Source organism: Thalassospira permensis NBRC 106175 (assembly GCF_000714555.1).
GTDB classification, from domain to species: Bacteria; Pseudomonadota; Alphaproteobacteria; order Rhodospirillales; family Thalassospiraceae; genus Thalassospira; species Thalassospira xiamenensis.
The window spans coordinates 22,517-35,276 of sequence record NZ_AUNC01000067.1; the positions used below are offsets into that span (position 1 = coordinate 22,517).

Sequence of the window (12,760 nt, forward strand, 5' to 3'; positions counted from 1 at the left end):
TCATGTTTGCACATGCCTCCTGACAGGAGCCTGTCAGGAGCGTTATGATAAATTCTCGGTCATGCTGAGAAAGGAGCGAACATGAGAAGGGCCGACCGACTTTTCCGTCTTGTGCAGATTTTACGCCGTCGCAAACTTTGCCGGGCGCGCGAACTTGCCGAGGAACTGGAAGTTTCCGAACGCACGATTTACCGCGATATTCGCGATCTTGCCGCGTCCGGTGTTCCGGTCGAAGGCGAGGCGGGTGTGGGATATATCCTGCGCGATGGATATGACCTGCCGCCATTGATGTTTGACGCTGACGAGATCGAGGCACTGGTGGTTGCCGCCCGCATGGTGCAAAGCTGGACCGATCCGCAAATGGCACGTGCCGCGGGCGATGCCCTGACCAAGATCGAGGCGGTCTTGCCGGAAAAAATGCGGGGCCTTATTGGCGGGGTGCCGATTGCGATTGCCGAAATCGCCCAGGCCCCGATTGCAATTTCGATGCCCGATTTGCGGCGTGCCATTCGCGAACGGCATCTGATCAATATCGATTATACCGATGCCAAGGGGGACGACACCAACCGGCGGGTCTGGCCGTTGGGGATGCTGTTTTTTGGCACCATCTGGCTGTTGGCAAGCTGGTGCGAGCTGCGCCAGGCCTTCCGCGTTTTTCGCGCAGATCGCATTAAGAACATGCAGATCACCACCGATCATTTTCGCCCGACACCAGGGCGGACATTGCGCGATTACCTGATTTCCGAAGGCGTCGAGGGGGAAATTCTGAATGGCATCGGACGATAACGAATTTGTCCATATGGCCCTTGGCGCGGCGCATCGTGTGGTATCGGCAAAGGCTGCCAAAGCCAGGCGCAAAAAGTTGAAACCCGGCAGCAAAGGATAAAAGTTTTCAGGGAAATCGCGGCAAAATCATCCGATTGTTTAAGGTCGCACTGAAAGGGCTGCATTTGCCGCGGATTTTCGTATAAGGTTTTCCTGTAGTAAGAAAACCACGGGGAAAGCGCATCGGTGTGGCGTTAAAGGATTTGTGCCGGAACATTGTCGGGACGTTCCGCGTTCGGGAAGATCAACCCGAACTGGTTCGCGCACAGGTCAAGGCCCTTTCCCGTCAAATCCCGCTGCTATACATCCTTCTGTTTGCCAATGCGGTCGCGCTGGCTTTCACGCATTACGGAACCGCACCTGACTGGATGACGGTTTATATTCCAGCCGTTCTGGGGATTGTGTGTCTGATCCGCGGACTTGCGTGGATGCGATTGCGTGATACGGCAAATGATTTTGCCAGTGCGGTGCTGCATTTGCGCCGTATCCGCATTCTGGCCGTCGTGATCAGCGTTGTCTTCACCGCATGGGCAATCAAGATGTTTGGCTATGGTGATGCCTATCAGCAGGGGCATGTCGCCTATTTCATATCGATCACCGTGGTCGGTTGTATCTTTTGCCTTCTGCATTTTCCCCCGGCAGCCCTTTTGGTTGTGATAATTGTTCTGGGATCTTTCATCCTGCATTTCGGGACCACCGGGAACGAGGTCTATGTCGCGATTGCGGCCAATATGGCGATGGTGTCGTTGATGATCGTCCAGATCATCCGAAGCTATTACGCGGCGTTTTCCGGACTGGTGGAATCCCAAATCGATTTGGAAAGGCAGCACGCTAAAACCATCGAACTTTCCAACCAGAACCGTGAACTGGCCTTTCTTGATGCGTTGACCGGACTCTCCAACCGACGTGCATTCTTTTCCCATCTTGACGAAGCGGTGGCGCGCGCAAAGGACAGCGGGCGTTTTGCGATTGCGATGATTGATCTGGACGGGTTCAAGCCTGTCAATGACGTGCATGGCCATCCGGCTGGTGATGATGTGCTGGTCAAAGCCAGCGCCCGCCTGCGCGAGATTCTGGGGCCGGATGTCCTGTTGGCGCGGTTGGGCGGTGATGAATTCGGTGTGATCCTTGACGGTGTCACGGATGCGACTGAACTGATCCGCATCGGACGGGAGTTGTGTGGAACGTTAAACGATCCATTCGAAGTTGGCGGGGGTACAGTACAGCTTTCCGCATCGCTTGGTTTTGCGACTTATCCGGCGGTGGCACGCGAACCCAATGCCCTGTTCGAGCGCGCCGATTTCGCGCTTTATTACGCCAAGAAAAACATGCCCGGTCATCCGGTTCTGTTTGCCGCCCATCATGAAACCCTGATCCGTCATGACAGTCAGATTGAACAGGCGTTGCGCAAGGCCGATCTGGAAAGAGAATTGTCGATCCACTATCAGCCGGTTTTTGATTTGCGCAGCGGCAAACTGCATTCGGTCGAGGTTTTGGCGCGGTGGGACAATGACAAAATGGGGCGGGTTTCGCCGGAAATGTTTTTCCCGGTGGCCGAAAAAACCGGACAGGTCGGAACTTTGTCAGCGGTCCTGTTTCAGAAGGCCCTGAAATCCATGATAACCTGGCCGCAGGATGTGCCGCTGTCGTTTAACCTGTCGGCCCGCGATATTGTTCTGCCCGACATGGCGCACTGGCTGATTGACCAGATCAAATTCTTTGGGATTGATCCGGGACGTTTGACATTTGAAGTGACGGAAACGGCTTTGCTGCGCGATTTTGTGTCGGCCCGTGCCAGCATTCGTTATCTGCGTCGCCATGGTGCAAAGGTTGCGCTGGATGATTTCGGGATCGGATATTCCAGCCTGCGCTATGTTCATGAACTGGAATTCGACTGTCTGAAGATTGATCGCAGTTTTATCGAACCGATTGTTACCAGCGAACGCAGCCAGCGGATTGTCAAAACCGTGATCGACATGTGCGACAATCTGGGCACCGATTGCGTGATCGAAGGGATCGAAACACACGAACAGCGCGACCAGGTCCTACGTCTTGGCGGGCGTCTCGCACAGGGATATTTCTTTGCCCGGCCATCGGCCAGCATTGATTGGGATGCCTTGCCCAATGTGGCAGATCGGGATCGGACAGAAACCCCATCGGATGTCCGACAGGTCGACGCAAAATCATAACGTTTCCATCATGAAGCGGGTGATCGCAAATAGGGCAAAACCGGCTGCATCTTTGCCCTATTGATGTCGGTTTCGCGGTTAATCTTCCCGCAACCCAATCAGGGTATTCTTCTGGTCATCCGGCATGGCAGATAGTGGCATATGCCCGCGTCGCGCGCCGGACTGCACCGGATACCGATTTTGCGGCCGATCTAAGCAATTGAAACGACTCGTTGTTTTTATTGGCTATTGCAAGGATTCAGGCGAGTCGTTACGATTCGCCATCTTAGACGGGAACAGGGCTTCGGACAGATGTCAGGCCAGACGCACATTTCATCCCAGATAGCCGCTGTCAAGATTGATGGCATTGATCTGGCGCCTGAAATTCGCACCCGTCTTCGTCATCTGATTGATACACTGCCTGACCAACCCGCCCGATTACGGGTAATGGGGCATGTTCTGCTGGATATGGGGCTTGGCAGTCTTGCACTTGATGCGTTTGGACGGGCCTTGTTGCTGGATGATCTTGATCCGGCAACGCATCTGGGATTGACCCGGACCTATTTGCAGAACGGATCACGCGACATCGCGCTTGAACATCTGGAAATCGCAATCAGCCTGCGGCCCGATGCCCGCGAGTTGCGCGTGGTGGCCGCCGATCTTGTCTCTTGCTGTGATCGCATGAAGGCATTCGATCAATTGGGTGCGGTCCTGTCGAGAGAGCCGGATCACGCGGGCGCACGCAAGGGGCTTGCGGCATTGATACGATCCGTGATCACAAGCCGCATTCAGGAAAGCAGATCTTCTGCGTCAAAGGTTACGACCGATACCACCCATATCTGGGATTTGCAGGATCATATGCCGGAACGGGAACTCTCACCGCCCCAGCCGTGGTTTTTGAATTAGCTGATTGTGCCTGATGTTATTTTCCTGACCGGGTAAGGGCATTGGGCTGTAATGATACGACGGTGAAGTCGTCATGCAGCTTGACCGGTGCGCGATCCATGAATTGATCGGCAAGGTGGGATGCCAGGTCGGTCATGCCGCCTGTTTCGGAAATTATGTCCTGAACCATTTTCAAAAGCCGTTCACCTTCAAGAAAAGCCCCATCATCAAGCACGGTTTCGATCAACGCATCGCTGTAAAGCAGCAGGAAATTATCGATCCCGAAGGGTATTTCGCGGGTTTCATATCGGGCATCGCGGATAACGCCAAGCGGCACACCAGAGCCATCAAGAAACGTGGTTTCACCGGTTTTGATGTTGCCCAGAACTGGCGAGGTGCAGGCCGCACTGGCGTAGCGGAATGTTTCGGCGGTTCGATTGATAACACCATACAGCATCGTGGCGTATTGGCCGACCGGGAGCAGACCTTTGAGGTGGCGGTTAAGAGATTCCAGATAGACACCCGGATCATCATCATGCTGGTCATCTGACCAGATCAGGGAATGAAGGCGGAATGTATTGAGTGCGGCACCAAGTCCGTGACCGGCAAAGTCAACGATGTAAACACCCAGCCGGTCATCATCAATCGGGGCCAGTCCCCACATGTCACCGCCAAGTTCAGATGACATCTGGAAGCTGGCACTGATGGTCATGCCATATTCAAGGCCGGTACCCCGATATTGTTCCGCCTTGGGGATCAGCATTTCCTGCATGTCACGCGCCATTTCCAGTTCGGACTGCGTACGTTCCTGATAGGCCTGCAACTGTTTGACCAGCAGACGATTTTCAAGATGGATACGCGTACGCGCGATCATTTCCGCCTTGTTTAGCGGCTTTAAAATAAGGTCGGTCGCTCCGTCCTCGAAAATCCGCGTGCGGCCTTCGTTTTCTTCAAGCGCGGTCTGGGCAATGATCGGGGTTTCGGCAAATAGCGGGTCGGCACGCAGGCTCTTGCATACCTCGTAACCATCCATTTTGGGCATGATGATATCAAGGATGATCAGGTCGGGATTGTGCTTTTGCACCTGTGCCAGTGCATCTTCGCCGTCCTTGGCGAAAACCAGATTGGTAAACCCGTCCGAACGCAAATACGACGCGATGATTTCACGCGATATCATGGTGTCATCGGCAATCAGGATCATCGCATCACGCGGGTTGCGAAGGTCTCCTTCCCCGGCGGCCCGTTCGGCGGCCTCGAGACCCGCGACGAAATTGGTATTAAGCGGCAGTGATGCGGCTGTTTCGGGGGCAAAAGTCAGCCGGATTGTTCGCCCGCCACGGTCAAATGTGACATCGTGGCAAAGGCTTCGGATCAATGGCAGGCCACGGCCAAAGGTGGATTCAGCGCCGGGTAATTTGGGAAGCGGTGTCTCATCGGGCGGGACAAAACCTCTGCCCTGATCATGGATCGAAATTTCGACATTGCCGTTGCGCCGTTTTTTCGCCGTCAGCATGATCGCGCGGCCGCCATGGATCGGGGATGCCAGGCGGCGCGCCGTTTCCTCGCCCAATTCGTTGAAGCGGTCCATCGACAGATGGCCTGTCGTATTCATTTCCAGATTGCCGTGAAGCATCGAATTTGCAAACGCTTCCTGAACGGCCATTTCGACCGTCGGCGCGATGGTATCGTGAATGATGCCGCGGTGGCGAAGGGCGGTGACGAATTTTCGTGCCATTGGCAGTTGATAGGCACTTTGCGTCGACATGCAGACCAGAAGGTCCCAATTCGCGCCCCGTTTGGCGGTTCGCAAGGGTCCAAGATCACCCAGATCAAGCCCGTCATAGCATTCGACAAAATAATTGCAGTTGAGGCGCACCAGCGCGCCAAGCCATTCCCGACCGGTTTCGGACGGTATCAGGCATAATTGATATCGGTTGCGGTGTTCAAAATCTTCGGGGCTTCGGCCAAAGAAAAGTTCCGCATTCGCGCCTGCGCCATCACCGAAAATATGCTGCCCCCCCAGAACCTTTGCCGCGCGGGCTTGGTCAAGCGGTTCGGCAACCGCAACAAGGGGGCGCGGGTTGGCCTCGCCGGTTGTCGGCATGTGTCAGTCTTCCAGCTTGAACAGGGTATCGAAGCGGGCAACTTCGAGCATGCGTTTTACCTGTCCCTGCGCGCCTTTGAGAATGACCGTTGCACGCGACTTCTCACCTTCGTCACGGGCGAGCAGCAGCATGCCGAGCCCGGCTGAGTCGATGAACTCGACCCCGGAAAGGTCAAGGATTTGTGTTTCGGCTTCCTGACTGCGGATTTCTTCGATCAGTTTGCGAAAACTGGAATGGTCCCCAAATGTAAATCGGCCATTCAGTTCGACCTTGATCGTGTCGCCGGATTTTTCGGTGGTGTAATTCAAGCCGTGATACTCCCGGATGCGAGCAATGTTACTGAAACTATGCCTTTTTTAACCAAAAGCTGATTTCTATGAGATAACGAATCAGCTGACTAGAGGTTAGCAGTTGTGCATGTAATGTCACTATCGGTATGGTTCCGGTAGATGAATAGATCGGGACGTGAACGGCAAAATGCCAGAACAGGCACGCATTATCGTTGTCGAAGACACGCTGTCGCTTGCGCGGGTGTATCAGGACTACTTGCGCGCGGATGGCCACAAGGTCGAGCATGTCGTCACTGGTCGTGATGCTATTCAAAGACTGCGAAATGATCCGCCTGACGTTCTGGTTCTTGATCTTATCCTGCCGGACATGGATGGGCGTGATGTTCTGCGCGCCGCCCATCAGGCCGCACCGGAATGCAAGGTGGTTGTGATTACCGCCCACGGTTCGGTCAATGTCGCGGTCGAGGCGATGCGAGACGGGGCGTGGGATTTTCTTCTGAAGCCTTTTACCGCCGACAAGCTTCGGATCACGGTCAGTGATGCCTTGGAAGGCCGGTCTGCGATCAGTCATGCGGTCCAAAAATCTGATGGCGTCGATACCGTCGACGAGATGTATTTTGACATCATCGGCGCGTCGGACACGATGCATGATATCTATCGTATCATTGAAAATGCGGCCCCCAGTCGGGCAACGGTTTTCATCACTGGTGAGTCAGGGACCGGTAAGGAACTTGCGGCAGAAGCCATTCACCGTCGGTCCGAGCGGGTTAACGAGCCGTTTATTCCGCTAAACTGTGGTGCGATCCCCAAAGACCTGATGGAAAGCGAGATTTTCGGTCACGTCAAAGGCGCGTTCACCGGTGCCGTAATCGACCGCGAAGGGGCCGCACATCGGGCCGATGGCGGGACCCTTTTTCTGGATGAAATATGCGAGATGGATCTGGATCTGCAGACCAAGCTTTTGCGGTTCATTCAGACCGGCACATTCCAGAAAGTCGGTGGCAGTTCGATTGAAAGCGTGGATGTAAGGTTTGTTTGTGCAACAAACCGTGATCCGCTTGAAGAAGTGCGTGCCGGGCGTTTCCGAGAAGATCTGTATTACCGTCTTCATGTAATTCCGCTTCACATGCCGCCCTTACGTGATCGCGATGACGATATCCTGCAGATCGCCAATTTCTATCTGCAACGCTTTACCCGAGAAGAAGGGCGCGATTTTCAACGCTTCAGCCCCGATGTCGCCGCCCTGTTTGCGCGCTATGCCTGGCCGGGCAACATTCGTCAGCTTCAGAACATCATCCGCAACATTGTCGTTCTGAATAATGGCACCGAAGTCACCATGTCGATGGTGCCCCGACCGGTTAACAGCGGCACGGACGACGAACGTTTTGGGTCGGAATCCATCGAAGCACCTCCGCCCCATCCGGTCGTCTCAAACGGGTTGGAGGATGCCGGTCGATTTTGGGAAGGGGACCCGGATGCGTTGGCCTTTTTGGCCGGGGCGCGCAACCTGCGCGACGGGGTGGAACCTAAGCATATGGATATGGCCCCTGCCATGATTGGCGCGAATGGCCGGTTTGGCATGGCACCGATGCCAACCGGTTTGCCGATAGACAGCAGCTATGCCGGGATCAAGCCGCTTTGGCTGGTGGAAAAGCAGGCGATTGAAGAAGCAATTGCGCGATGCGGTGGCTCGATCCCGCGTGCAGCGGATGCCCTGGGCGTCAGTCCATCGACGATTTATCGCAAGAAACAGGCGTGGGAAGAAAACGGGGCGAAATAGACAAGACAGCTTTTAAAGGCCTGCCAGCGCCTTTTCCAGCCTGATCCAGTCCTTTTCCGAGCCCGGCAGACCAAACCGGACACGGTCAGCATGATCATCAAACAACCGGACCAGAATGCCCTGCGTGCCCAGATGGTGCGCAAGCTTTGCGGCATTCTTTCCGTGATATAGCCGAAACAGTATGGTGCCGCCGACCCGTTCCAGATCGGTCAGGCTGGCAATCAGATTATCAAGGCGGTTTGCATCGATTGACAACTGATGGCGCATATCGGTTTGCCATACCCGATCTTCAAATGCCGCCCGCGCGATGGTCAGTGCCGGGCCCGCGATAGCCCATGGACCGATCCGGTCGGTTAGATCAGCGGCCAGTTCCGGGGGCATGACGGCACATCCAAGACGTAATCCTGCAAGGCCGAAAAACTTGCCAAATGAACGTAGGACAATCATGTGTTCGAATTTATGGCATTGTCTGCAAATGCTGTATTCCGGGCTGCAATCCATAAAGGCCTCGTCAATCAGAAGCCATTTGCCATGTTCTGTTGCCATTTGGGCAAGTTCTGTCAGGGTGGTCTGGTCTATCAGGCCGCCATCGGGATTGTTCGGATTAACCAGAATGACAATGTCATCGCGGCCACCAGGGGATTGCAGGATATCGGCCATGTTCGATACCCGGTTTTCCGGTGTTGTTGTGACGGTTTCCGTTCGGAACCCGGCACGTTTCCAGCCCAGTGCATGTTCGGCATATGTCGGACCGATAATGTGAACGGTTGCGGTTCTGTCCTGATCGGCAAACCAGAAGGGAATGGTCTGGATCAATGCCTGCGTTCCCGGCGCACAGGCAATCTGGTTGGGATGTGAAATGCCGTAATAGTCCGCTGCGGCCTGTTTCAGGGCGTCCAGTTCACTTGCCAGCGGCAATCGTTGCCAATGGATGGCATCAATCGCGGCGATTGGCCAGGCGGTTGCATTGATCCCCGTCGACAGATCAAGCCAGTCCGGTGCGGCAATGCAATATTTTTCGGCCGCCGCATCGATAGCGCCACCATGGGATGGGGATTGCAGGATCATGAATGTGCCTTTGGCCCGAAATGGGGATACAGAGCGGTAAAACTTAATGCTATCTGCGTAACGCGTGACAGGGTCGGGCGCAAGTCGGACTTGCGCGGCAGCAGGTGACTTCGTATCGTCCGCCAGACCCTGCATTGGATTTTCCGACATGATGACTGCGTTTCAGGCCTGCCAACGTGAAAGTTGGCTTTCGATCAACCCGCAACTGACAATTTCCGCCGCCGGTGCGAGGATCTGTGATGTGCCGTCGGTCGGTTATGACAAGGGCGGATTTGACGGTTCGGCGCATTCCGACCGGTTCTGGCAGGATGGATATTTCCTGATTGATGATCTGTTGCCTGTTGAAAGTCTTGCGCAATTGCGCACCGGGATTGAAACATTGGTGGTCAACGGTTTGCCGCCAGCGATGATCTATCTGTATGACGAGGCATGGCAGGTTTTCATGCGGCTTCGCCCGTTGCTGACCCATTTTCTGGGGGATCGGGTAAAGCTGCTTCCGCATTTCTGGGCATGGCATGTCGATCCGGGGCGGGGCGGGCGCGGGTGGCCGCCGCATCGCGATTATCAGGGAGAAAGTGTTATTGGCGATGACATGCTGATCAGCCTGTCACTTTGGGTGCCACTGGGCGTTGCAAGCCCCGACAACGGCTGTATGTACGTATTGCCGCGTTCATTTGAAAAGTGTTATCCTTGCCCTGTTGCTAAACCGGAAGATGTTGTTTTGCAAGATGTTCGGGCACTACCCGCGAGACCGGGGACCGTGATGGGATGGCGGCAGGACTTGTATCATTGGGGTGGGCGCGCCAGTACCTTTGCCACCGAACCAAGGATCAGTCTGTCGCTTGAATTTCAGAATGCAGCATTTGATCCCCTGGCGGATCGTCTGCTTGATCTGGACCAGCCACCGGCGTTTCATGAACGGCTTGAACTGATCGTGCAGCAATTTGCGAAATACCGGCATATGCAATCGATGGACGACGATACCCTGCGATGGGCAAACAGCATTCATGCCGAACTGTCAGGTTGGGCATGACAAAAGCCCTGCATCGCGTTCCAGATGCCGGAATGGCACACTAACAACGGTCAAAAAGACCAGAACCGGGGTCGATGCCAATATGCCAAAAATGCTGAGCCTTCCCGGTGTCGCATTTCTTGCCTTCTGTGCCATCGCTCCTGTGTTTCTGCTTTTCTCGTCGCTTGATGACGATCTGGTGTCGGGCATTACCGTCTCGGTTCTGGTGGTCGTGGAATTCATCGCGCTGCTGTCAATGTGCATTGGCTGGATCCTGTTCGACATCACCAAGCGCAAGCAGATTTTCTATTTGGCGGCCGCGATGGGGGTGCTGCTGATCAGCGACCTTTTGGGTATTCCCAACCTTCTTGCGGCCAGCAGCCTGTTGGGGCAGGAACAGGCACTTGGTTCCTTTACCGGCCTTCTGGTTCTTGTGTTACGACTGGGCTCTTTCTGGCTGGTTGTCATGAGCTGGCATGTCGCAAACCGTCATGAAAGCCGTCAGGGTACTGATCAGGTGTGGGCAATGGTGCCCGGGCTGATCATCGCCGGTGTCGCGGTTCAGGCATTTCTGGTCTGGTTCATGCCCGGTGTTTCAAGCGATGTCAGCGGGGCATTGCAAAATATCAGCACGCTTATCCTGTTTCCGACGACAATCATGATTTTTGCCGGGGCGGCGGGGTATCTGGTACGGTGCCATTACCGGTTTTCCCTTTCCGAAAGCCTGATCTGTTTCACGCTGCTGATTGGCTGCTTCAATCATCTGGCATTTTTCGTATTCGGGCCGGAACACGCCGATATTGTCGCGCGCTTCATCATTCCATCGCGCCTGATCAGTTACAGTTTTGCTCTGGCTTTCATGTTGCTGGAATTGCGCAGCCATTATCGACAGTCATTTCAGGCAAGTTCGGCCAAAAGCGAATTTCTGGCGACCATGAGCCACGAAATCAGAACGCCGTTAAATGGCATTCTGGGCATGGCGCAATTGTTGCGGCAAAGTCAGCTTGACGATGCGCAAAAGGAACGGGTCAGTGCGATCTTGTCATCCGGGCGGGCGCTGATGGCGCTTTTGAACGATATCCTTGATATGAGCAAGATCGAGGCCGGTCGGGTCGAGTTGGAGAAACGCCCCTTTCACCCATCCGACATTACCTATGATCTGTTTCGTGCGATTGCCGACATGGCACGCGAAAAGAACCTTTCCCTGCATTGTGATGATGCGTCGTTGGCAACAAGGATGTTTACCGGTGATGAAGTCCGGTTTCGCCAGATCCTGTGGAACCTGTTATCAAATGCAGTGAAATTCACCCGGAAGGGATCGGTAAGGTTGGAAGTCACCCGGGAGGAAAATGTACCGGAACGGGTGCGCGACCTGATTGCGGATGAGGAAGTTTACCATTTTGCCGTTATCGATACCGGCATCGGAATTCCGCGGGATCGTCAGGAACAGATATTTTCCCCCTTCAGCCAGGCCGACAATTCCACCATGCGGCAATATGGTGGAACGGGACTTGGTCTTTCGATTGCACGCAGTCTGACGGAATTGATGGGCGGCTTCATGAAGGTCGATAGTACCGAGGGCAAGGGAACGCGATTTGATGTGTGGCTGCCGTTTGAAGCCCGCCGATCGGAACGGCATGAGCATGGGGGCAGCCAGATTGCCGAGAGCAGTGGTGACAGTGTTCTTTCGGGTAGTCGCATTCTTGTTGCCGAGGATAACGAGATTAATGCCAACGTGATCCGCGGGCTGTTGCTGCGTTATGGATTGGTTGTCGATATCGTACCCAATGGCCGCCAAGCCGTGCATGCCTTCCAGCAGAGTGACTATGATGCGATCCTGATGGATGCCCATATGCCGGTTCTGGATGGCGAGGGGGCGACCCGCCATATCCGTGAACTGGAACGTGTCACCAGAGGTGGACGTGTTCCGATCATTTGTGTAACGGCCGAAGCATTCAGTGATCGCCATCGTGACTTTCTGGCGGCGGGCATGGACGAGGTTATGACCAAGCCTGTCGAAGAACGCAGGCTTTACGGTGTTCTGTTACGCTTCCTGAGAAACCGTGGCGGCGGGTATTCTGTAACATCCGGTTTGCAGGTTACAGATGCCGATATGGAAGTGAACCTGCCCGACGCCTTGCCCGTAGATAGTCCGACGCGAACGGTTAACAGTGATAACGCAAGGGGAGACACAAAACCCGTGCCCGAGCCGGCTAAAGCAAACATATCTGCCAAAGAGACAAAAATGAATCTGATCGACAAAACACGTTTCGAGGAAATGAGTCGTGCCTTGGGTGCCGATCAGATGGCCAGCCTGATTGACCTGCTGCCGGCGTCGTATCAGGAAGAACGCGAAAAAATCATCGCAGCAATTGCCGATGGTGACCGCGAAAGCCTTCGCCGTGCGGCACATACGATCAAGGGAATGGCGGCAAACCTTGCGGCAGAAAAGCTGGCGGTCGATGCCCGCCAGTTGGAACTTTATGAAGGCGACTTTGATGGGGTGATCCATGACCGGATTGCCAAACTGGATCGTCTTGCCGAAGACACGGCAGATGCCATGCGCAAGGCATTGCAGGACTGATAGCTGCAATACACGAAAAGGCCCGCTTCATATTCGAGCAGGC

At 54.7% G+C, this 12,760-nt stretch carries 9 protein-coding genes; 6 read left to right on the top strand and 3 right to left on the bottom strand.

The window, feature by feature from the left end:
- The first annotated feature begins 81 nt into the window (after positions 1–81).
- From SMB34_RS18675 to SMB34_RS18685, 3 genes are all read left to right on the top strand, one after another.
- Positions 82–786, top strand: a complete 705-nt coding sequence (locus tag SMB34_RS18675; protein ID WP_037992333.1) for a helix-turn-helix transcriptional regulator — start codon at positions 82–84, stop codon at positions 784–786.
- A gap of 227 nt (positions 787–1,013) precedes the next feature.
- Positions 1,014–3,014 carry a putative bifunctional diguanylate cyclase/phosphodiesterase gene (locus SMB34_RS18680; protein WP_037992334.1) on the top strand — a complete coding sequence of 667 codons (2,001 nt, stop codon included), beginning with the start codon at positions 1,014–1,016 and terminating at the stop codon, positions 3,012–3,014.
- A 291-nt stretch (positions 3,015–3,305) separates the two neighbouring features.
- Positions 3,306–3,899, top strand: a complete 594-nt coding sequence (locus SMB34_RS18685) for a hypothetical protein (protein ID WP_037992336.1) — start codon at positions 3,306–3,308, stop codon at positions 3,897–3,899.
- Between the two features lie 16 nt (positions 3,900–3,915).
- On the opposite strand, the gene SMB34_RS18690 is transcribed toward SMB34_RS18685, so the two are convergent.
- Positions 3,916–5,982 (bottom strand): SpoIIE family protein phosphatase, encoded by a 2,067-nt coding sequence (locus SMB34_RS18690; RefSeq protein ID WP_037992337.1) that lies wholly within the window; start codon positions 5,980–5,982, stop codon positions 3,916–3,918.
- A 3-nt stretch (positions 5,983–5,985) separates the two neighbouring features.
- On the bottom strand, positions 5,986–6,291 hold the full coding sequence (locus SMB34_RS18695) for an STAS domain-containing protein (RefSeq protein WP_007090765.1): 306 nt from the start codon (positions 6,289–6,291) through the stop codon (positions 5,986–5,988).
- Positions 6,292–6,460: 169 nt separating this feature from the next.
- Between SMB34_RS18695 and SMB34_RS18700 the strand changes: the two genes are divergently transcribed.
- Positions 6,461–8,053 carry a sigma-54-dependent transcriptional regulator gene (locus SMB34_RS18700; protein WP_037992339.1) on the top strand — a complete coding sequence of 531 codons (1,593 nt, stop codon included), beginning with the start codon at positions 6,461–6,463 and terminating at the stop codon, positions 8,051–8,053.
- Positions 8,054–8,065: 12 nt separating this feature from the next.
- Here SMB34_RS18700 and cobD read toward each other — a convergent pair whose 3' ends face one another.
- On the bottom strand, positions 8,066–9,256 hold the full coding sequence (gene cobD, locus SMB34_RS18705; RefSeq protein ID WP_240478873.1) for a threonine-phosphate decarboxylase CobD: 1,191 nt from the start codon (positions 9,254–9,256) through the stop codon (positions 8,066–8,068).
- 13 nt (positions 9,257–9,269) lie between these two features.
- On the opposite strand from cobD, the gene SMB34_RS18710 reads away from it, so the two are divergent.
- The gene (locus SMB34_RS18710) at positions 9,270–10,154 is read left to right on the top strand and encodes a phytanoyl-CoA dioxygenase family protein (protein ID WP_037992341.1); all 885 of its coding nucleotides are present in this window, start codon (positions 9,270–9,272) and stop codon (positions 10,152–10,154) included.
- Positions 10,129–12,717, top strand: coding sequence for an ATP-binding protein (locus SMB34_RS20810; RefSeq protein WP_051682418.1), 2,589 nt, complete (start codon positions 10,129–10,131; stop codon positions 12,715–12,717). The genes SMB34_RS18710 and SMB34_RS20810 overlap by 26 nt, the downstream gene beginning before the upstream one ends.
- The last annotated feature ends 43 nt before the right edge of the window (positions 12,718–12,760 follow it).